Source organism: Acidimangrovimonas sediminis (assembly GCF_002871005.1).
Taxonomy (GTDB): Bacteria; Pseudomonadota; Alphaproteobacteria; order Rhodobacterales; family Rhodobacteraceae; genus Acidimangrovimonas; species Acidimangrovimonas sediminis.
On the sequence record NZ_PHSN01000006.1, the window covers coordinates 236,559 to 255,604 of the forward strand.

Sequence of the window (19,046 nt, forward strand, 5' to 3'; positions counted from 1 at the left end):
GCCCTACTCCAGCCCTTCCTCGTCCAGCAGGTGCCGCCCTTCGCGGCTTTCGACCTCGATCACCCAGAGATCGGGGTCGAAATTGCGCTGGCGAGCGATGGCCTCGTCCACCGCGCGTTCCTCGCCCTCGGCAAGGACGACCCAGGTGCGGTCCCCGCTCATCAGGTCAAAGCTGCGCTGGTAGGCGCGGGCCTTGCCATCGAGCGTGGCCACCTTGACCAGCACTGCCCCCGCCGTGTCGTCGCCATGGGCCGTGACATAAGCGGGGATGTTGGCCAGTTGAAGACGCCGAAGGTAGGCATGCACCCAGAAATCAGCGGTCAGCCGTGCCATCAGTCGCCGTCGCGGAAGTCGAGGCCCATCTCGCCGTAGCGCTCGGCCTCTTCAAGCCAGTTCGGCCGCACCTTGACCTGAAGGAACAGGTGCACCGGCCGGCCGAGGAATTCCGCCAGCTCGGCCCGGGCCGCGGTGGAGATACCCTTGATCGTCTCGCCGCCCTTGCCCAGCACGATTCCCTTGTGGCCGTCGCGGGCGACGTAGATCAGCTGGTCGATCCGGGTGGAGCCGTCCTTGCGGTCCTCCCAAGCCTCGGTCTCGACCGTGAGCTGGTAGGGCAGTTCCTCATGCAGGCGCAGCGTCAGCTTCTCGCGCGTGATCTCGGCGGCGATCATGCGCATCGGCAGGTCGGCGATCTGGTCCTCCGGGTAAAGCCAGGGGCCTTCGGGCATCTCGCCCGCCAGCCATTCGCGCAGATCCTCGACGCCATGGCCGCGTTCGGCCGAGATCAGGAAGGTCTTGGCGAAGGGATAGGCGTCGTTCAGCTCCTTGGTCAGGGCGAGGAGGGTCTCGGCCTTCACCTTGTCGATCTTGTTGATGGCCAGCGCGACGGGGGTGCCGTCGGGGACGCGCTCGGTCAGTGCCTCGACGATGGCGCGGGCGCCCTCGGTCAGGCCGCGGTGGGCCTCGATCAGCAGGACGATGACGTCGGCATCGGCGGCGCCCCCCCAGGCGGCCGCGACCATGGCACGGTCAAGCCGGCGGCGGGGGCGGAAGAGGCCGGGGGTGTCGACAAAGACGATCTGGCTTTCGCCCGCCATGCAGACGCCGCGAATCCGGGCGCGCGTGGTCTGCACCTTGTGGGTCACGATCGACACCTTGGCCCCCACCATGCGGTTGAGCAGGGTGGATTTGCCGGCGTTCGGCTCTCCGATCAGGGCGGCGAAGCCCGCGCGTGTGGTCATGAGTCTTTCCCTCGGGGTGGATTGGCGGGGCATAGCGGAAAGGCGCTGCAAAGGCCAGCGTGGCGTTGCCGCGCCGCCGATACGGCAACGCGCGGTCCAGCGTGGGGCCCCGCGCGCGTGGCGAAAGAGGTCAGCCCTGCTCGACCCGGTCCAGCAGCGCCCTGGCGGCGGCCTGTTCGGCCTGGCGCTTGTTGCCGGCGCTCGCCTCGGCCGCCTCGCCGTTCGAAAGCTCGGCGCGGATGGTGAAGATCGGCGCGTGATCCGGGCCTTCGCGGCGGATCTCGGTATAGCTGGGGGGCGTCATGCCCCGGCCCTGGGCCCATTCCTGAAGCGAGGTCTTGGGGTCGCGGGAATCGGCCTCGACCGTCGCGATCCGGTCGCCCCAGAGCCGCAGGATCAGGGCGCGCGCGGCCTCGAACCCGGCGTCGAGGTAGACCGCCGCGATCAGCGCCTCCATCGCGTCGCCCAGCAATGCCTCTTTCCGGCGCCCGCCCGACATCATCTCGGACCGGCCGAGCTTCAGCACGGCGCCCAGATCGACGGTACGGGCGACCTCGGCGCAAGTCTCCTTGCGCACCAGCGCGTTGTAGCGCGGGGCCAGCTGGCCCTCGGACGCGCCGCGGTCGGCGGCCAGCAGCGCCTCGGCCATGACGAGGCCAAGCACGCGGTCACCAAGGAATTCGAGGCGCTGGTTGTCGGGGCGAGTGGCCGAGGAGATCGAGGAATGCGTGACCGCGCGGATCAGAAGCTCGGGCCGGGCGAAGTCATGCCCGATCCGGACGGAGAAATCCGCAAGGTCCGCCGAGAGCTTCACTCGATCCCCTTGAAGAAGCGGTCCGCGCGCCAGGTCCAGACGTAGAACAGCGACCGCCCGGCGGACGAGAAGATGATCCGGTCGGCACGGCCGATCAGGTTCTCGTAGGGCACGAAGCCGACGCCGCCCACGTCCTGCGCGAAGCGGCTGTCCTCGGAATTGTCGCGGTTGTCGCCCATGAAGAAATACTTGCCCTGGGGCACGGTGAACACCGGCGTGTTGTTGGCATAGCCCTGATCGGTGATCTTCAGGATGTCATGGCTCACGCCGCCCGGCAGGGTTTCGCGGAAGCGGGTCTTTTCGCAATCGGCGCCTTCGCCCACCGGGGCGTTCTCGCAGCGCGGATAATTCCCCATCGGGCCCTGCGGCGCGTATTTCTCGACGAAGGTGCCTGCGGGGGTTTCGGGCACTTCCTTGCCGTTGATCCAGAGCCGGCCCTGTTTCATCTGGACGGTGTCGCCGGGCAGGCCGATCAGCCGCTTGATGAAATCCTCGCCGTTGGTCGGGTTGCGGAACACCACCACGTCGCCGCGATGCGGGTCGCGGGCAAGGATGCGGCCGGTGAAGGGGCACAGGCCGAACGGGCAGGAATAGCGCGAATAGCCATAGGCCATCTTGTTAACGAAGAGGAAATCGCCGATCAGCAGGGTGTCCTTCATCGACCCGGAGGGAATCCAGAACGGCTGAAAGAACAGGGTGCGGAAGATGCCCGCGATGAGAAGTGCGTAGACGATCGTCTTGATGGTCTCGGCGAAGCCGTCGCCCTTCTTGTCCGCCTTGCTTGCCATTCGGTTCTGTCCCCGTACCGATGCGGGCCCCGGGGCCCCAAGTCCGGCGCTACATGCGGGGCGCGGGGCGTGAAGTCAAGTTTCCGGCGCTTCACTTGCGCGCGCGGACAGGGGGCGTGCCTCGATCACCACGAAGGCCTGGGCCCAGGGGTGGTCGTCGGTGAGCGTCACGTGGACGATCGCCTCGTGGCCTTCGGGGGTCATCTGGGCCAGCCGATCCGCGGCCCAGCCGGTCAGGTGCATGACGGGCTGGCCGGTGCGGAGGTTCGCCACGCCCATGTCGCGCCAGGCGATGCCCATGCGAAGACCTGTGCCGAGCGCCTTGGAGCAGGCCTCCTTCGCCGCCCACCGCTTGGCATAGGTTCCGGCGGTGTCGGCGCGGCGCTCGGCCTTGCGCTGCTCAAGCTCGGTGAAGACGCGGTTGCGGAACCGGTCGCCGAACCGGTCGAGCGTGCCCTGGATGCGGTCGATATTGCACAGGTCGGTGCCGATGCCGAGGATCATCGGGATCTCCGGGGTGCGGGCGGGGGGCCCTGTCGGACGCTGCGCTTCTGCTCGGCGGGAGGACGAGAAACGAGGTGCCGGGGAGGGGGAGGGTGCCCCGTCACAGCCGCGCCGTCAGGAGGCCGAAGCCCGCCGCCCCGAACAGGACGCCGAAAGCCGCGTCAAACCCGCGCCGGGTGCGGGCATAGCCCTGGGCCACGCGCGGGTGCGAAAACATCAACGCATAGCCCACGAAGATCATGGCCGAGGTCGCCAGAAGGCAGGCGAACAGGGCCCAGATCTGTGTCATGGGCGCCCCCGCGGGCAGGGCGAGCAGGTAGATCGCGCCCCAGGCGAGAATCGCCTTGGGGTTGGTCAGGTGCAGGGCCAGGCCCTTGAGGAACAGCCTGTGCCCCTCGGTCGCGGCGGTGGAGGCGGGGCGGGGGTGCGCCGCGTTGCGGAGCGCCTTGACCGCGAGGAACATCAGGTAGCCCGCGCCGAGGTAGCGCAGCACCTCGAAGATCCAGGCATTGGCGAGCATCACGGTGCTCAGCCCCAGTGCGGCGGCAAGGCCCCAGACTCCCGACCCGCAGCAGATCCCGAGCGCGAGGGTCAGCGCGGCGCGCCGTCCCTGGCCCATGGCCGTGGCGGAAAGCGCCAGCGTCGCGGGGCCGGGGCTGCCCGCCTGCAGGGCCCAACCGGCAAGCACGATGGCAAGATGCGCGAGGGTCATGCCCGCGCCGCGTCCATCTCGGTGCGCATCCGGGCGATCGCAGCCTCGAGGCCCACGAAAATCGCCTCGCCGATCAGGAAATGCCCGATGTTGAGCTCCATCACCTCGGGAAAGGCGGCGATCGGCTGCACCGTCTCGTAGGTCAGGCCGTGGCCCGCGTGGACCTCAAGCCCGAGGCTGTCGGCCAGCGCGGCCATGTCGCGCAGGCGCGCAAGTTCCGCGTCGCGCTCCTTCAGCTTGCCTTCGTAATGCAGGTCGCAATAGGCGCCGGTGTGCAGCTCCACCACGGACGCGCCGATCCGTGCCGAGGCCTCGACCTGTGCGCGATCGGCGGCGATGAACATCGACACCCGGCAGCCCGCCTCGCGCAGTGGCGCGATGAACTGGCCCAGCCGGTTGTCGTCGCGCGCGACGTCCAGCCCGCCCTCGGTCGTCCGCTCTTCGCGCTTCTCGGGCACGAGGCAGACGGCATGCGGCAGGTGGGTCATCGCGATGCGCTGCATCTCCTCGGTCGCGGCCATCTCGAAGTTCAGCGGCACCGACAGGTTCTTGCGCAGCGCCGCGATGTCGGCATCGGCGATGTGGCGGCGGTCTTCGCGCAGGTGGGCGGTGATGCCGTCGGCGCCGGCCTGCTCGGCCAGCTTGGCGGCGCGCAGCGGGTCGGGATAGGCCGAGCCGCGAGCGTTGCGGACGGTGGCGACGTGGTCGATGTTGACGCCGAGGCGGAGGCGGCCCTTGAAAGCGGTCATCGCGCAGATCCTTTGCGGTTTCGCGCAGAGATCACCCGCTCGGGCCGGGAAGGTCAAGCCGGTTGCGGGGAAAGCGCGGGCCGGGGCGGTGGCGTCGGGCCGGTGGCGGGGCGGCTTCGGCTCAGTCCTCGGTTCAGTCCTCGGCCTGCGCCGCGGCGGCTTCGGCGGCCGCACGGGCCTTTTGTTCGCGCAGCTTCTCGATCCGTTCCTTCAGCTTCTTCTTGCGCCGGCGCTGATAGGCCTCGATCAGCGGCAGCGACAGGTAGTAACCGACCAGCCCTCCGACGATACCGGGGCCGAGGCCGCCGATGAAATAGGGGTAGAAGACGCGGTCGAAAAAGCGGATCAGGCTTCCCCAATGCGCGGTGTGCTCGGTGAAGATCGCGCGGAAGTTTTCCCACAGCTCGACCGAGGCCTGGCCGAAGGCGCCGACGATGTGGTTGATCGGCATGCCGCCCGGCTGGTGCAGGATGCGGCTTCCAAGCTCGACCGATACAGCCATGATGAGGGGGAAGGTCACCGGGTTGCCGACGAAGGTGGCGAGGATCGCGGCGACGAGGTTGCCGCCGATGATCCATGCCAGCGCGCCCGCGATCACGAAGTGAAAGCCGAAGAACGGGGTGAACGAGACGAAGACGCCGCAGGCGATGCCGCGGGCGATGCGGTGCGGCTGATCGGGCAGCCGGCGCAGGCGGTAGATCACGTACCAGATCGCCCGCAGGTAGCCCCCGCGCGGGTAGACGACATCAAGGGTACGTTGAAGGAAGGATCTCTTGGTGCGTCGCTTGAATACCACCCGGCCTTCCCCTTCCCACAGCCGGCCTCAGGGCTTCCGGCTGAGATCCCTGTAACGTTCGAGCTGTGCCACGTCGCTTTCCGCCTCGAGCGCGGTCATGACGTTGTGGAGATGCTCGACATCGCGCAGATCGACTTCGATCAGCAACCTGTAAAAATCTGGTTTGCGGTCGACGAAGTGCAAGTCCGAGATGTTGGCCTTCTGCTCACCGATCAGGGTGCAGATCCGCCCCAGCACGCCCGCGTCGTTCGAGATGGTGACGTTGAGGCTGACGGTGTGGACCGGCGGGTGACGGCCCTCGGTCCAGTGCAGGTCGACCCAGCGTTCGGGCTGTTCCTCGAACTCGGCCAGCGCGGGGCAGTCGATGGCGTGGATGATGACGCCCTGGCCGCGGTAGGTGATGCCGACGATACGCTCTCCCGGGACCGGCTGGCAGCAATTGGCGCGGCGGTAGATCTGGCCGGCGGCGAGGCCGACCACCGGGCGCTTGGCGTCGATCTCCTCGGCGGGGTGGATGTTGGCAAGCTCGGGGTAGATCGTCTCGACCACCTTGGCGGCAGAGATCTCGGCGCTGCCGAGGCGGGCCAGAAGTTCCGTCGTGTCGGGGATGCCCATGGTGCGCGCGGCGGTGCGCAGGGCCTTGTCGGTGGCCTTCTTGCCGACATGCTCAAACGCCACGCGGGCAAGTTCCTGCCCCAGCTTGACGAAGCGCGAGCGGTCTTCCTCGCGCAGGCTGCGGCGGATCGCGGCCTTGGCGCGGCCGGTCACGGCGATGTCGACCCAGCTCGCCTGCGGGCGCTGGCCCTCGGCGGTGATGATCTCGACCGACTGGCCGTTCTTCAGCCGGGTCCAGAGCGGCACGCGCAGCCCGTCGACCTTGGCCGAGACGCAGGAATTCCCGATCCTTGTGTGGATCGCATAGGCGTAATCCAGCGGCGTCGCGCCCTTGGGCAGCTTGACCACGTCGCCCTTGGGGGTGAAGCAGAAGACCTGATCGGAATACATCTCGAGCTTCACGTTCTCGAGGAATTCGCTGTGATCGTCGGCGGCGTCGAACCGTTCGGTCAGGTTCGCGATCCACTTCGCCGGGTCCACGGCAAAGGGGTTATGGACGCGCTGGCCGTCGCGGTAGGACCAATGCGCGGCAACGCCCGATTCGGCGACCTCGTGCATCTGGCGGGTGCGGATCTGCACCTCCACCCGCTTGCCGTCGCGGCCCGATACCGTGGTGTGGATCGATCGGTAGCCGTTGGACTTCGGCTGACTGATGTAATCCTTGAACCGGGTCGGCACGGCACGCCAGCGCTGGTGGATCACCCCCAGCACGCGGTAGCAATCGGCCTCGGACCCGGTGATGACGCGAAAGCCGTAGATGTCGGAGAGGCGCGAGAAGGCGAGGTCCTTCTCCTGCATCTTGCGCCAGATCGAATAGGGCTTCTTGGCGCGGCCGTAGACGTCGGCGTCGATGCCGGCCTTTTCCAGTTCCAGCCGGATGTCGGCGGTGATGCGGTGCACGACGTCGCCGGTCTCGCGCTGGAGCATGACGAAGCGGCGGATGATCGAGGCGCGGGCCTCGGGGTTCAGCACCTTGAAGGCGAGGTCTTCCAGCTCCTCGCGCATCTGCTGCATACCCATGCGGCCGGCCAGCGGGGCGAAGATGTCCATCGTCTCGCGCGCCTTGCGGACCTGCTTTTCAGGCGGCAGCGACTTGATCGTGCGCATGTTGTGCAGGCGGTCGGCCAGCTTGACCAGAATCACCCGCAGGTCGCGCGACATCGCGATCAGCAGCTTGCGAAAGTTCTCGGCCTGCTTCGCCTCGGAAGACGACAGCTGCAGGTTGGTGAGCTTGGTCACCCCGTCGACCAGCTCCGCGATCTCGGAGCCGAACAGGTCCGATACCTCGCGGTAGGTCGACTTGGTGTCCTCGATCGTGTCGTGCAGCAGCGCGGTCACGATCGTGGCGTCGTCAAGCGCCTGCTCGGTCAGGATCGCGGCGACCGCGACCGGATGGGTGAAATACGGCTCGCCCGAGCGGCGAAACTGCCCCTCGTGCATGCGTTGGCCATAGGAATAGGCGCGCTTGATAAGCGCGGCATCCGTCGCGGGGTTGTAGTTCCGGACGAGCGCGATCAGGTCCTCGACGTCGATCATGCTGCCCGGATCCCAAGGTGCGCCACCATGACAGGAAGTGGCGCGCTCAGCCCTCGCCCTGCGCCTGCATCAGCGCACGCAGAAGCTTTTCCTCGGACATGTCGTCCTGCTCGGGCTTGTCGGCCTCGCCACCCATGAGCAGCGCCATCGCATCCTCTTCCGGCTCGTCGACCTCGATCTGGGTCTGGTAGCTTTCGATCATGCGTTCGCGCAGGGTGTCGGCGGCCTGGGTCTCCTCCGCGATCTCGCGGAGGCTGACGACGGGGTTCTTGTCGTTGTCGCGGTCGATGGTCAGCGGACCGCCCGAGGCGATCTCGCGCGCACGATGGGCGGCAAGCATCACCAGCTCGAACCGGTTCGGAACCTTGTCAACGCAGTCTTCGACCGTCACGCGGGCCATGGGGCACTCCAATTCGTATCGGGTTGGAGACGCCTATCTATGCGGTTCGATGGGTCTTGACAAGCAAGAACCCGGAAAACCGGCCCCGAAACCCGCCCAATTCGCGCGATTTCGGCCAGGTTTCAGGCCTCCGGGCCGGGCCGGGGCACGACCTCGGCCCGGGCGTCCGGGGGCAGGTCGGCCAGCATCTGCGCCACAGTGCGCCCAAGCAGCGGGTGCTGCCAGTCCGGCGCAACATCTGCCAGCGGCACCAGAACGAAGGCGCGATCCTGCAGCCGGGGATGGGGCAGGATGAGGCGGTCCGGCGCGCGGCGCACCTGATCCTCGGGGGGCAGGGCGCGCCAGGCCCCCTGCGTTGCGACATCGGGCAGCACCCTGTCGCCGATCGCGATCAGGTCTAGGTCAAGCGTCCGCATCCCCCAGCGTTGGGTCCGGGCGCGGCCGAATCGGTCCTCGACCGCGTGCAGCGCGGCCAGCACGGCCTGCGGGTCATCGGGACCGGCCAGCGCGGCTGCCGCATTCACGTAATCGGGGCCGGCGCCGGGCGGAAAGCACGGCGTGTCGTAGAACCTGCTGGCGCGAAGGACGCGCAGGCCGGTTTTATCCAGCTCTGCGAGAGCTTCGCGCAGGGTTTCGCCGGGCGCATGTTCGCCGAACGGCAGGTTGGCGCCCAATGCGATCAGAATCCGCTGGTCATTTTGCATATCGGGATGACACTTTCGTATAACCGCGCTTGCGCGGAAGCAGAATTGACCTAAACCGGTTCCCAGGTCCTCGATCGCATTTGTTTATTCCCGTTACACCACTCACCACTCACCCCGCTGCGATTGTTAAGGACACATTTAGAAAGGACGACCGATGTTCTACAAGGACGATCGCCTTGCCTTGTTCATCGACGGTTCGAACCTTTACGCCGCGGCCAAGGCGTTGGGTTTCGACATCGACTACAAGCTGTTGAGGCAGGAGTTCATGCGCCGCGGCAAGCTGTTGCGGGCTTTCTACTACACCGCGCTTCTCGAGAACGACGATTACTCGCCGATTCGCCCCCTGGTCGACTGGTTGCATTACAACGGGTTCTCCATGGTGACCAAACCGGCCAAGGAATACACCGACAGTCAGGGCCGCCGTAAGGTCAAGGGCAACATGGATATCGAGCTGACCGTGGACGCCATGGAACTGGCGCCGCGGGTCGATCATATCGTGCTGTTCTCGGGCGACGGCGATTTCCGGCCACTGGTGGAAAGCCTGCAGCGGCAGGGCGTCAGGGTTTCGGTGGTGTCGACGATCCGCAGCCAGCCGCCGATGATCGCCGACGAGCTGCGGCGCCAGGCCGACAACTTCATCGAACTGGACGAGCTGCGCGACGTGATCGGCCGTCCCCCGCGCGAGCCGCGGGAGGTGAAGACCGAACGCGAAGGGGTCCACGCCGAGAGCGAGTGACCGAGGCACAACCCGGGATCGCCGCCACCACTCACGATGAGGCGATCCAGGGGACGGGGCCGGGGCTTGGGGAAGCCCTGGCCCCCTGCATTTGGGGCCCCCTGCATTTCCGGTTCCGTGCATTTCCGGCGCAGGAGTGCCGCATTTCCATGGGCGCCCGCCCGCGAGGCCCGCGGCGAGGCCCCCCGCGTGCCCGCGGTTTCCCGCCACTGGCGCCCGTGTGCTCTGCCTCTGGACGTGGCGCCCGCGCGGGCTTACCTCTGGGCCATGGAAAAGCCTGCCCTCACACTCTATCTCGCGGCCCCGCGCGGCTTTTGCGCCGGTGTCGATCGTGCCATCAAGATCGTCGAGATGGCGCTGCGCAAATGGGGCGCGCCGGTCTACGTGCGCCACGAGATCGTGCACAACAAGTTCGTGGTCGACAGTCTGCGCGATCAGGGCGCCGTCTTCGTCGAGGAGTTGGACGAATGCCCGCCCGACCGCCCGGTGATCTTTTCTGCACACGGCGTGCCGAAATCGGTGCCGGCCGAGGCCGAGGCGCGCGAGATGCTTTATGTCGATGCCACCTGTCCGCTGGTGTCCAAGGTGCATATCGAGGCCGAGCGACACCATGAGAACGGCCTTCAGATGGTGATGATCGGCCACGCCGGCCACCCCGAGACGGTGGGCACCATGGGCCAGCTGCCCGACGGCGAGGTGCTGCTGGTCGAGACGCCGGAGGATGTGGCGGGCCTTGAGGTGCGCGATCCATCGCGGCTGGCCTTCATCACGCAGACCACGCTGTCGGTGGATGATACCGCGGGGATCGTCGCGGCGCTGAAGGCGCGCTTTCCTGCCATCGTCGGGCCACACAAGGAAGACATCTGCTATGCCACGACCAACCGTCAGTCGGCGGTGAAGGCGATCGCGGGCAAGATCGACGCGCTTCTGGTGATCGGGGCGCCGAACTCGTCGAACTCGCGCCGGCTGGTCGAGGTCGGGCGCGCGGCGGGCTGTGCGCATTCGCAGCTGGTGCAGCGCGCGGACGACATCGACTGGCGTGCGCTCGAAGGGGCCGGGGCCGTGGGCATCACCGCCGGGGCCAGCGCGCCCGAGGTCCTGGTGGACGAGGTGGTCACGGCCTTCCGCGACCGGTTCGAGGTGATGCTTGAGCGTGTCGAGACCGCGCAGGAGAACGTGGAGTTCAAGGTGCCCCGGGTTCTGCGCGAACCGGCATGAGCGCCGATCGCGAGACACTTGCCTTCTATGCCGGCATGGCCGGGGAATATGCCGCCAAGATGGGGGCGTCGAGCCGGCGGACCCGCGATCTGACCGCCTTCGCCGCCGCACTGCCGTCCGGCGGGCGGGTTCTCGATTTCGGCTGCGGCGGTGGCTGGGCATCGCGCACGCTGGTGGAGGAGGGCTTTGCCGTCACTGCCCTCGACCCGGTGGCCGAGATGCTGGACATGCTTTCCGATTGCGCCGGGATAGAGACGATTCACGGCGATATCGATGCCCTGCCCAAGACGGCCGTCTACGAGGGCATCTGGGCGCATTTCTCTCTTCAGCACATCCCGCGCGAGGCATTGCCGAATGCGCTGGCCCGGCTGGCGCGGGCGCTGGCGCCGGGGGGCGTGATCGCGATCGGCATTCATGAGGGCAGCGAAGGCCTGCGCGATTCGCTCGACCGGCTCTACAATCACTGGACGCTCGAGGCGCTGGCCGGGATCCTCGCGCCCGAAGGGGTGGAGGTCGTGGCGGCGCGGCGGCATCCGGACAAGGGCTTCGACGGGCGGCAGTTCAACGCGCTGCACCTGCGTGCGGTGCGGCAGGGCTGAAACGGCATCCGGGTGCGCGTTGACGCCCCGACGCCCGCGGCCTACACCCGCCGGACGCATCGAACCACCGGAGGCCACATGCCCGATCTCATCGCCTACACGGATGGCGCCTGTTCCGGCAATCCCGGCCCCGGGGGCTGGGGCGTGCTGATGCAGGCGGTCGAGGGATCCGAGGTGGTGAAGGAGCGCGAGCTTTCGGGCGGCGAGGCGCAGACCACCAACAACCGGATGGAGCTTCTGGCCGCGATCAACGCGCTGGAGGCGCTCAGCCGCGACACGGCGATCACCATCGTCACCGACAGCGCCTATGTTAAGAACGGCATCACCGAGTGGCTGGCGGGGTGGAAGCGCAAGGGCTGGCGCACCTCGACCGGCAAGCCGGTGAAGAATGACGACCTGTGGCAGCGGCTGGACACGGCGCGGGGGCGCCACAAGGTGCAGTGGCAATGGGTGAAGGGGCACGCCGGGCATCCCGAGAACGAGCGAGCCGACGCCTTGGCCCGGGCGGGAATGGCCCCCTTCAAGAAGGGCGCGAAAGCGGGCGGTTAACGTCAGCGGGGCTGCGTCGGAGCTGATTTCAGGCTCTGTTCCGGCGGCTTTCGCAGGGTGCGCCGAAACGCACCCTGCCGGTTCAGCCCTTGCGGGGTCAGCCTTTGCCGGGATGTTCCTTGACGGCAATGTGCTTGAGGTAGCCCTCGGTGTCTTCGGGGCTCATGCCGACCATCAGCGCAAGCCACAGGATGACCACGCTGAAGATCGCGCCGACAAGCAGAGAGACAGGGAAGGTCATCAGCCCCTGGCCGTCGAAGGTCGTCGGGCCGAAGTAGCTCAGCAGCCAGAGCCCGGCGAAATAGGGGATCAGCCACCAGCCGGTTTCCCAGCCGAAGGGTTGCTGATGCTGCTTGCCGGTGGCGTAGTAGTAGATGACGTAGATCACGAACAGGATCAGGATCGCGCCGAACAGGTAGCTGGTCTTGTCGAGGCCCGTCCACTGGATGATCCAGGTCGAGACGATGAACGACAGCGGCGCGATGATCCATGCCCCCTTGAGGAAGAACGGCCGCGTCGCGTCGGGCGAGGTCCGGCGCAGGTGCAGAAGCACCACGGCCCCGATGCCATAGGTCAGCACGGTCAGCGACGAGATGATCTCGACCAGTTTCTGCCAGGCGGGGAAGGGGAAGAAGAAGATCACGCCGACGACATAGGTCACGATCAGGGCCACCACGGGCACACCGTTGCCGTTGATCTTTGCCAGGATCGGCGGAAGCGATTTCATCTCGCCGCCTGCCATGGCCACGCGCGAGGTCGCGGTGGAGTAGATGAAACCGGTCGCGCCGGGAGAGATGATCGCGTCGGCATAGAGGATCGTCGCCCACCAGGCCGCGCCCACGGTGACCGAGATCGCCGCAAGCGGCCCCATGGCGCCGGCGAAATGCAGGGTGGACCAGCCGCCCGCGATGTCCTTGGGGTCGAGCGCGCCGATGAAGGCGATCTGCAGCAGGATGTAGACCACAGTCGACAGGAAGACCGAACCGATGACCGCCACGGGGATGTTGCGCGAGGGGTTCGCCGTCTCGCCCGCCATGTCGATCGCCTGCCGGAAGCCCAGCAGCGAGAAGATCACCCCCGCCGCCGGCACCGCCTCGAAGATCGCGGCAAAGCCGCCATCGCCCTTGGTCTCGGTGAAGTTGCTGCCGTGGAACGACAGGCTGACGAGGACCAGCACGGTGATCAGCGGAATCGCGATCTTCCACCAGGTCGCGGCGGTGTTCACCATCAGGACGTATTTCACGACCATGAAGTTGAGGCCGACGAAGATCGCAAGGATGATCAGCGCCCAGATGAAACCGGTCGAGGTCAGCACCCCCGATTGTGGGTCGACGAGGCCGGGCAGGTAGTTGTTGGCATAGGTCAGCACCGCCTCGACCTCGACCGGGGCGACCGAGGCATAGGCGAAGAACAGCAGCCAGCCCCAGACCCGGCCGACCATGGTGCCGTGGCTGACATAGGACATGTGCACCAGGGCGCCCGACTTCGGCATCATCGTGGTGATCTCGGAGAACACGAGCGCCAGCAGAAGCACCGCGATGGCGCCCACGACCCAGGACCAGATCGCGTTCGGACCGGCGATCTTGGCGGCGTGCAGGCTGGCGAACAGCCACCCCGACCCGATCATCGCGCTGACCGAGGCGAACATGAGGCCGATCGGGCCTGCGTCCTTTCTCAGGTGGGCTTCGGAAGGGGCGACATCTGCCATGGCGGTTTCTCCAAACATACTTCCGGTTGTAATTTCTATGATTTCGCTCGCCGCCGCGTCGTGGAAAGGCACGCGCCGAACACGTCGTTGCACATTTTCGAGATCTGGCCTTGAACCATCGGCGCAGGCGGGGATTCCGCGCTGGGACGCGAACGCGCATTCGGCTAAGCTTCGGGCATGAGCCGTCCCCGTTCGATCCCCGATGCCGAAGTTCTCGGTCATGTGCGTGCGCTGATCGCGGCGGGCGGGGGGAAATCCGTCACCTTTTCCGCCGTGTCACGGGCCGCTGGGCTGGCGGGGTCGAGTCTGGTCCAGCGCTACGGCGACCGCGACGCGATGGTCCGTGCGGCACTGGCCGACGGCTGGGCGGTGCTGATGGCCCGCACGGAAGAGGCCGCCGCCACGGCCCCGCGCACCGCCAAGGGCGGGGCGGATTTCCTCAAGCTGGTGGCGAAGGCGGAAGACAATCTTCTGTCCGTCCTCGTGCCGCGTCAGCGGGCGCCCGAGTTGCGCGACCTGGCCGAAGCCTGGCGCGCGCGGATGGAGGCGGAGCTGGCGCTGCGGGTCGCCACGGACGAGAAAAAGCCCGCCCGCCAGCGCGAGGCCGCGGCGGTGGCTTTCGCCGCCTGGCTTGGCCGGCTGATGTGGGAAGGCGCAGGGCCGGGGGGCGAGACCGGGCTCAAGCTCAAGGCGATCGTCCGGCAGGTGGGCTGAACGTCGATTGGCCGTTTCAAGCCGTGACAGAGCCGTATCAGGGCTTTCCGATGCCGCGCTCAGGCCGCGTTCAGGGCCTGTTGACCCTCGCGCATGTGTTGCAGCGTCACGGCCTCGTAGCGTTCCAGGTCGCGCAGGTCGGCGCGGCCGGTGATTGCGGGGTCGGCGGGGCATTCCAAGAGGCACTCCATCGCCAGGATGGCCGTCGGAACCTCGAAGCCGAGCGAGAGGTAGGTGACGAAGGGCCGCCGGGTCTCGTGCACGGCGGAGCGGCCATTGACGAGGTGACGCGCCGCCACCAGAACCTCTTCCTCGCCGAAGAGATATTCCACCTCGGCGCCGGACAGCGCGACCCGCTGGCCGGGCGAGACGATCAGGTCATGACCGATCCCGAAATAGGGGGTCCGCAGGCGTACCGGGGTAAAGCTGCCCTGCGCGGGCAGGTGGATCCGGGTGACGGAGCGGAGCGGGAGCATGCCATGCATGGCGGTCTCCACCAGGTCGCCGGGGTGCAGGGAATCGGCTCTGACATGGCCTGAAGGCGTCAGAACCGGCAGGCCTGCGGAGATCCCCGGGCGCAGCGGCGGCGGGTCTGCGACATCGGCCAGCCCAAGCCACGAGACCGCGCCGTGCCGCTGTGCCGCTCCGGGTTCGGTGAAAAGGCGGATGAGATCCTCGGCCGGGATCGGCAGCGGGTTGCGCCCGGCGATCGACACTTCGGGGCCCGCGGGCAGAATCCGGGCGGTCAGATGGCTGGACCGGCGCGGCGCGTCCCAGCTGTAGAGAATGCACAGTCCCTGCATGTCGCGGGGCAGCGTCAGAGGCAGCGCGACCGAGGCGGTTCCCGCGCCCTGCCGCTGGTGCAGGGTCAGGGTTCCGTCGGGCGCCAGCGTCAGGCGCAGTTCGCGGCGCCAATCCCGGGTCTCGTCCTGCGCGATCAGGTCGAGGGGCGCGGCGGGAGGTGTTGCAAGCGCGCATTCCAGCACCAGCGTCCCGACACCCAAGAGTTCGGGCATCGGCTTGGGTGGCGGCGGGCGGCGGTGCATCGGGGCGTCGGATGCGTCGCAGATGGCGAGCCAGCGCATGGGCGTCTCCTCCTCAGGCCGCGGCACGGCCGGCGGCCCGGCGGGCTTTGCGGCGGGCGGCACGCAGCAGCCGCGCCTCGTATCCGCGCAGCGAACAGCGGGCCGACGGGCCGTATCCCGCGCCAGTTCGCGGATCGAGCTCGGGGAACAGCGCACAGATCTCGTTCAGCGTCTCGGGGGCAAACCCGCCTGCCGTCTGCGGCCCGGGCAGGAAGCTTTCCGACAGGAGGCCCTCGGACCAGATCACCTCGTGCCGGTCGAAAAGGATGTGGACGTAGTCGGTCTCGGCGCTCTCTTCGATCGTGACGCTTCGGCCGTCGACGAGGTGCTTGGCGGCGATCAGCACTTCGGGGCTGCCGAACAGCAGCTCGGCCATCCGGTCACGCACGAGCACCCGGTGCTGTGGCGAGATCAGAAGGTCACGATGCCGGCCGAAAGTGCCCGCCTTGATGCGGATCGGGGCCATGGATCCCTTGGCGGCGACGCGGCGGCGGCCGATCCAGCGCAGCGGCTGGGGGCCATGGTCGCGGGTCAAGACGAGGTCGCCGGGCCTCAGCGATTCGACCCTGCGCTCGCCCCCGGGGGTTCGGATCCGGGTGCCGGAGACGAAGCAGGGCACGGTGTCGACCGTGACGAAGCCCGTGTCGGTGTGCCCCTGGCCGTCCGACACGGTGTAGGTGAATTTCGAATGCCCGACGTCGCTGCCGCTTTCCACGCCGAAGGTGCCGTCAGGGTGGAGCGTGACCGTCTGGCCGGAGGGCAGCGTCACGCTGTCGCCGGCGCTGACCGCGTGGCCGTTGATATGTGTGATCGTCAGGGTCGACCCGCCCGGCCCGTGGTCGTTCGCCAGCACGTCGATCGTCTTGTCGTGGTCGGGCGCGATGGTCAGTTCGTCGTTCTGCGCGATCAGCGCGGTCTGCACGCTGTCGGCCGCGATCAGCAGGTTGGAATCGTACAGGGAATCGCCCACGTCGGCGATCCCGATGCGGATCGAGTTCACCTGACCCGGCACCACCTGCATTTTCAGCGAGAGGGTGACGGTGAAGCCGTCCATCTCGGTGTTGAACTGGTCATGGGTGTTGTCGTTGTAGAGGTTGACGTTCGACATGCCCGACAGGTTGTCGACGTTGGCGTCTCCCGATCCCACGGTTACGTCGACGGGCTTGCCGTTGACCCAGACGCCGACCGCGTCGTTGAACAGCGAGTTGACGTATTCGGGGTATTCCTCGGACGAGAACACGAACTGCATCGTCATCGTGTCGCCGCTGGGGATGAAATCGGCGTCGATGTAGCTGGCGTCGTGGGTCTGGGCGCCGCCGGCGGCCGCGTTGAAGCTGGCCATGTTGTCGGGGCCCGAGGTGTCGGTAGAGGTGTGGGTCGACTGGTTCGGGTCGGAGTTCGACCAGAACCAGTTCTTCGAGCTGGAATTGGTGAAATCCGACGCGTTGCCGGTGGACAGGATCACCCCGGTGTCCGACGGCGTCGCATCGGGCGAGACGTTGTCGCCGTTGGAATAGATCGCGGACGAATTCTTCGCCCCGGTATAGCTGGCGTTCACCACCGTCACGCCGTCGCCGAAGATGGTGTTGGCCATCTCCATCGCCGACGCATGGGTGTCATACCCAAGCTCTGCTGCCTTCGCTGCCATTCCTGCCCCTCTTCACCCGGGACAGGTCAAACGCCCGCGCCGATGGCCCTTGGCCTCCGGATGCGCGGTCCTCGCACTGTTTCGCGAACTGCCCGTTCACGCGATGTCGGGTACATTGACCCGGCGCTTGCCCTGCCTCAGGCGCATTTTTCCTCAACCTAGCCGTGGCTTGACCGAAAAGTCACCTCATTACGTCCCACGACATCGCGAAAACGAGAGCGGTGGCGGTCGGGCCACAGTTGCTTGCGCGATTGCAACGGGGGGCGGGCGGCGCTACGCCTTGGCCGCACTTGCGAGGAGCCGCTGACATGACCACTACCGTACCCGTCGATCCGGTGAAGCTGACGGCCGACCTGATCCGCTGCCCGTCGGTCACGCCCGAGGAGGGCGGCGCGCTGGTGCTGCTGCAAGAGGTCCTCGAAGGTGCGGGGTTCGACTGCACCCGGGTCGATCGTGGCGGTGTGTCGAACCTTTTCGCGCGCTGGGGGCGGGCCGGGGCGAACCGGACCTTCGGCTTCAACGGCCATACCGACGTGGTGCCGGTGGGCGACCCGACGGAGTGGACGCAGGACCCGTTCGGCGGGGTGATCCATGACGGGATGCTCTGGGGCCGGGGTGCGACGGACATGAAATCGGGCGTCGCGGCCTTCGTCGCGGCGGCGGTGGATTTCGTCACCAATACGCCTCCGGACGGGGCGGTGATCCTGACCATCACGGGCGACGAGGAAGGCCCGGGCAAGGACGGCACGCGCGCCCTTCTCGACCATATGGCCGAGGCGGGGGAGCGGATGTCGGTTTGCCTGGTCGGAGAACCCACCTGTCCGAACGAGATGGGCGAGATGATGAAGATCGGCCGCCGTGGATCGATGACGGCGCAGTTCACGCTGCGTGGAAAGCAGGGGCATTCGGCCTATCCGCACCGGGCGAACAACCCGCTGACGGCGATGGTGCGGCTGATGGACCGGCTGGCGACGCATGAGCTGGACGAGGGGACCGAGCATTTCGACCGCTCGACCCTGGCGATCACCACGATCGACACCGGCAACACGGCGTCGAACGTGATCCCGGCGTCCTGCCGCGCCACGGTGAACATCCGATTCAACGACGCCCACAGCGGCGCCTCGCTGACCAGGTGGCTGCGCGGGCAGGCCGACCGGATCGAGGCCGAGACCGGAGTGCGCGCCGAGATGGCGGTGAGCGTGTCTGGCGAAAGCTTCCTCACCCCGCCGGGGGAGCTTTCTTCGCTGGTGTCGAAGGCCGTGGAGGCCGAGACCGGGCGCAAGCCGTCGATGTCGACGACGGGGGGTACGTCGGATGCCCGCTTCGTCAAGGATCACTGCCCGGTGGTGGAGTTCGGCCTGGTCGGGCGGACGATGCACGAGGTCGACGAGCGGGTCGAACTGGCCCACATCGGTCAGCTGAAGGGGATCTACGGCCGGATCCTGGCGGAGTATTTCGCATGACGGTGACGATCGCCGAGGCGGCGGACCCCGCGCCGTGCATCGCGCTGCGCCACGCGGTCTTTGTCGTGGAGCAGGGATTTGCGGCCGAGGGAGAGGTCGATGCGCACGACGCCACGGCGGTGCATCTGCTGGCGACGGAGGCGGGCGTGCCGGTGGGCACCGCGCGGCTTCTGGTCGACGGAGCGGTGGGCAAGATCGGCCGGGTCTGCGTTCTGCCTTCGCACCGGGGAACGGGGCTGGGCGCCGCGCTGATCCGCGAGGGGATCGCCCGGCTTGCCGCCCGGGGCGGGATCGAGACGGTCAAGCTTGGCGCGCAATGCCGGGCGCTCGGTTTCTACGAGAAGCTGGGGTTCGCGGTCAGCGGCCCGGTCTATGACGACGAGGGCGTGCCGCATCGCGAGATGGCGCTGGCGCTCTGAGGCCCTCCATGGGCGCTTTCGCGTCTCGCTCCCGGTTCGCAGCAAGAC

General features: G+C 67.5%; 21 protein-coding genes. 7 read left to right on the plus strand and 14 right to left on the minus strand.

Features of this window, described 5'->3' with window-relative positions:
• Positions 1-3: 3 nt before the first annotated feature.
• The 11 genes from CVV76_RS07535 to folK all read right to left on the minus strand — a co-directional run bounded on the left by CVV76_RS07535 (position 4) and on the right by folK (position 8,859).
• Positions 4-333 (minus strand): DUF1491 family protein, encoded by a 330-nt coding sequence (locus tag CVV76_RS07535; RefSeq protein ID WP_199178523.1) that lies wholly within the window; start codon positions 331-333, stop codon positions 4-6.
• Positions 333-1,241 (minus strand): GTPase Era, encoded by a 909-nt coding sequence (era, locus tag CVV76_RS07540; protein WP_102224020.1) that lies wholly within the window; start codon positions 1,239-1,241, stop codon positions 333-335. Before era ends, CVV76_RS07535 begins: the two co-directional genes overlap by 1 nt.
• 130 nt (positions 1,242-1,371) lie before the next feature.
• Positions 1,372-2,055 carry a ribonuclease III gene (rnc, locus tag CVV76_RS07545; protein WP_102224021.1) on the minus strand — a complete coding sequence of 228 codons (684 nt, stop codon included), beginning with the start codon at positions 2,053-2,055 and terminating at the stop codon, positions 1,372-1,374.
• On the minus strand, positions 2,052-2,843 hold the full coding sequence (gene lepB, locus CVV76_RS07550) for a signal peptidase I (protein WP_102224022.1): 792 nt from the start codon (positions 2,841-2,843) through the stop codon (positions 2,052-2,054). Before lepB ends, rnc begins: the two co-directional genes overlap by 4 nt.
• A 75-nt stretch (positions 2,844-2,918) precedes the next feature.
• The gene (acpS, locus tag CVV76_RS07555) at positions 2,919-3,347 is read right to left on the minus strand and encodes a holo-ACP synthase (protein WP_102224023.1); all 429 of its coding nucleotides are present in this window, start codon (positions 3,345-3,347) and stop codon (positions 2,919-2,921) included.
• Between the two features lie 100 nt (positions 3,348-3,447).
• A complete protein-coding gene (locus tag CVV76_RS07560) occupies positions 3,448-4,059 on the minus strand; it encodes a LysE family translocator (RefSeq protein WP_102224024.1) in 612 nt (203 codons plus the stop codon).
• On the minus strand, positions 4,056-4,808 hold the full coding sequence (locus CVV76_RS07565) for a pyridoxine 5'-phosphate synthase (RefSeq protein WP_102224025.1): 753 nt from the start codon (positions 4,806-4,808) through the stop codon (positions 4,056-4,058). The genes CVV76_RS07560 and CVV76_RS07565 overlap by 4 nt, the downstream gene beginning before the upstream one ends.
• A 133-nt stretch (positions 4,809-4,941) precedes the next feature.
• Positions 4,942-5,604 carry a DUF2062 domain-containing protein gene (locus tag CVV76_RS07570; RefSeq protein ID WP_102224026.1) on the minus strand — a complete coding sequence of 221 codons (663 nt, stop codon included), beginning with the start codon at positions 5,602-5,604 and terminating at the stop codon, positions 4,942-4,944.
• 27 nt (positions 5,605-5,631) lie between these two features.
• The gene (locus CVV76_RS07575; RefSeq protein ID WP_102224027.1) at positions 5,632-7,755 is read right to left on the minus strand and encodes a RelA/SpoT family protein; all 2,124 of its coding nucleotides are present in this window, start codon (positions 7,753-7,755) and stop codon (positions 5,632-5,634) included.
• A gap of 46 nt (positions 7,756-7,801) precedes the next feature.
• Entirely contained in the window at positions 7,802-8,155 is a 354-nt protein-coding gene (gene rpoZ / locus CVV76_RS07580; RefSeq protein WP_102224028.1) for a DNA-directed RNA polymerase subunit omega, read from the minus strand.
• Positions 8,156-8,277: 122 nt separating this feature from the next.
• Positions 8,278-8,859: a 2-amino-4-hydroxy-6-hydroxymethyldihydropteridine diphosphokinase gene (gene folK / locus CVV76_RS07585; protein WP_102224029.1), complete on the minus strand. Its 582-nt coding sequence runs from the start codon at positions 8,857-8,859 to the stop codon at positions 8,278-8,280.
• Between the two features lie 154 nt (positions 8,860-9,013).
• Here folK and CVV76_RS07590 point away from each other — a divergent pair, with 154 nt between their 5' ends.
• From CVV76_RS07590 to rnhA, 4 genes are all read left to right on the plus strand, one after another.
• A complete protein-coding gene (locus CVV76_RS07590) occupies positions 9,014-9,595 on the plus strand; it encodes a LabA-like NYN domain-containing protein (RefSeq protein ID WP_102224030.1) in 582 nt (193 codons plus the stop codon).
• Between the two features lie 267 nt (positions 9,596-9,862).
• Positions 9,863-10,813 (plus strand): 4-hydroxy-3-methylbut-2-enyl diphosphate reductase, encoded by a 951-nt coding sequence (gene ispH, locus CVV76_RS07595; RefSeq protein ID WP_102224031.1) that lies wholly within the window; start codon positions 9,863-9,865, stop codon positions 10,811-10,813.
• Positions 10,810-11,412 carry a class I SAM-dependent methyltransferase gene (locus CVV76_RS07600; RefSeq protein ID WP_102224032.1) on the plus strand — a complete coding sequence of 201 codons (603 nt, stop codon included), beginning with the start codon at positions 10,810-10,812 and terminating at the stop codon, positions 11,410-11,412. The genes ispH and CVV76_RS07600 overlap by 4 nt, the downstream gene beginning before the upstream one ends.
• A gap of 78 nt (positions 11,413-11,490) precedes the next feature.
• The gene (gene rnhA, locus CVV76_RS07605; protein ID WP_102224033.1) at positions 11,491-11,961 is read left to right on the plus strand and encodes a ribonuclease HI; all 471 of its coding nucleotides are present in this window, start codon (positions 11,491-11,493) and stop codon (positions 11,959-11,961) included.
• Between the two features lie 97 nt (positions 11,962-12,058).
• Here rnhA and CVV76_RS07610 read toward each other — a convergent pair whose 3' ends face one another.
• On the minus strand, positions 12,059-13,669 hold the full coding sequence (locus CVV76_RS07610) for an APC family permease (RefSeq protein ID WP_158243116.1): 1,611 nt from the start codon (positions 13,667-13,669) through the stop codon (positions 12,059-12,061).
• A gap of 177 nt (positions 13,670-13,846) precedes the next feature.
• Here CVV76_RS07610 and CVV76_RS07615 point away from each other — a divergent pair, with 177 nt between their 5' ends.
• Positions 13,847-14,383 carry a transcriptional regulator gene (locus tag CVV76_RS07615; RefSeq protein WP_146010264.1) on the plus strand — a complete coding sequence of 179 codons (537 nt, stop codon included), beginning with the start codon at positions 13,847-13,849 and terminating at the stop codon, positions 14,381-14,383.
• Positions 14,384-14,442: 59 nt separating this feature from the next.
• On the opposite strand, the gene CVV76_RS07620 is transcribed toward CVV76_RS07615, so the two are convergent.
• Both CVV76_RS07620 and CVV76_RS07625 read right to left on the minus strand, forming a co-directional pair.
• Positions 14,443-15,468: a Hint domain-containing protein gene (locus CVV76_RS07620; RefSeq protein WP_146010265.1), complete on the minus strand. Its 1,026-nt coding sequence runs from the start codon at positions 15,466-15,468 to the stop codon at positions 14,443-14,445.
• A gap of 13 nt (positions 15,469-15,481) precedes the next feature.
• Positions 15,482-17,116, minus strand: a complete 1,635-nt coding sequence (locus CVV76_RS07625) for a Hint domain-containing protein (RefSeq protein WP_233192761.1) — start codon at positions 17,114-17,116, stop codon at positions 15,482-15,484.
• Between the two features lie 308 nt (positions 17,117-17,424).
• On the opposite strand from CVV76_RS07625, the gene dapE reads away from it, so the two are divergent.
• A complete protein-coding gene (gene dapE / locus CVV76_RS07630) occupies positions 17,425-18,579 on the plus strand; it encodes a succinyl-diaminopimelate desuccinylase (protein ID WP_102224037.1) in 1,155 nt (384 codons plus the stop codon).
• Complete coding sequence (locus CVV76_RS07635) at positions 18,576-18,998, plus strand: GNAT family N-acetyltransferase (RefSeq protein ID WP_102224038.1); 423 nt, start codon at positions 18,576-18,578, stop codon at positions 18,996-18,998. The genes dapE and CVV76_RS07635 overlap by 4 nt, the downstream gene beginning before the upstream one ends.
• The last annotated feature ends 48 nt before the right edge of the window (positions 18,999-19,046 follow it).

Coding starts and splice junctions, on each gene's coding strand:
- CVV76_RS07535 (WP_199178523.1), bottom strand. CDS start 333: ATGGCACGGCTGACCGCTGATTTCTGGGTGCATGCCTACCTTCGGCGT.
- CVV76_RS07635 (WP_102224038.1), top strand. CDS start 18,576: ATGACGGTGACGATCGCCGAGGCGGCGGACCCCGCGCCGTGCATCGCG.
- CVV76_RS07620 (WP_146010265.1), bottom strand. CDS start 15,468: ATGCGCTGGCTCGCCATCTGCGACGCATCCGACGCCCCGATGCACCGC.
- CVV76_RS07600 (WP_102224032.1), top strand. CDS start 10,810: ATGAGCGCCGATCGCGAGACACTTGCCTTCTATGCCGGCATGGCCGGG.
- dapE (WP_102224037.1), top strand. CDS start 17,425: ATGACCACTACCGTACCCGTCGATCCGGTGAAGCTGACGGCCGACCTG.
- CVV76_RS07565 (WP_102224025.1), bottom strand. CDS start 4,808: ATGACCGCTTTCAAGGGCCGCCTCCGCCTCGGCGTCAACATCGACCAC.
- folK (WP_102224029.1), bottom strand. CDS start 8,859: ATGCAAAATGACCAGCGGATTCTGATCGCATTGGGCGCCAACCTGCCG.
- lepB (WP_102224022.1), bottom strand. CDS start 2,843: ATGGCAAGCAAGGCGGACAAGAAGGGCGACGGCTTCGCCGAGACCATC.
- CVV76_RS07590 (WP_102224030.1), top strand. CDS start 9,014: ATGTTCTACAAGGACGATCGCCTTGCCTTGTTCATCGACGGTTCGAAC.
- rpoZ (WP_102224028.1), bottom strand. CDS start 8,155: ATGGCCCGCGTGACGGTCGAAGACTGCGTTGACAAGGTTCCGAACCGG.
- CVV76_RS07625 (WP_233192761.1), bottom strand. CDS start 17,116: ATGGCAGCGAAGGCAGCAGAGCTTGGGTATGACACCCATGCGTCGGCG.
- ispH (WP_102224031.1), top strand. CDS start 9,863: ATGGAAAAGCCTGCCCTCACACTCTATCTCGCGGCCCCGCGCGGCTTT.
- rnhA (WP_102224033.1), top strand. CDS start 11,491: ATGCCCGATCTCATCGCCTACACGGATGGCGCCTGTTCCGGCAATCCC.
- CVV76_RS07610 (WP_158243116.1), bottom strand. CDS start 13,669: ATGGCAGATGTCGCCCCTTCCGAAGCCCACCTGAGAAAGGACGCAGGC.
- CVV76_RS07560 (WP_102224024.1), bottom strand. CDS start 4,059: ATGACCCTCGCGCATCTTGCCATCGTGCTTGCCGGTTGGGCCCTGCAG.
- era (WP_102224020.1), bottom strand. CDS start 1,241: ATGACCACACGCGCGGGCTTCGCCGCCCTGATCGGAGAGCCGAACGCC.
- CVV76_RS07615 (WP_146010264.1), top strand. CDS start 13,847: ATGAGCCGTCCCCGTTCGATCCCCGATGCCGAAGTTCTCGGTCATGTG.
- acpS (WP_102224023.1), bottom strand. CDS start 3,347: ATGATCCTCGGCATCGGCACCGACCTGTGCAATATCGACCGCATCCAG.
- CVV76_RS07575 (WP_102224027.1), bottom strand. CDS start 7,755: ATGATCGACGTCGAGGACCTGATCGCGCTCGTCCGGAACTACAACCCC.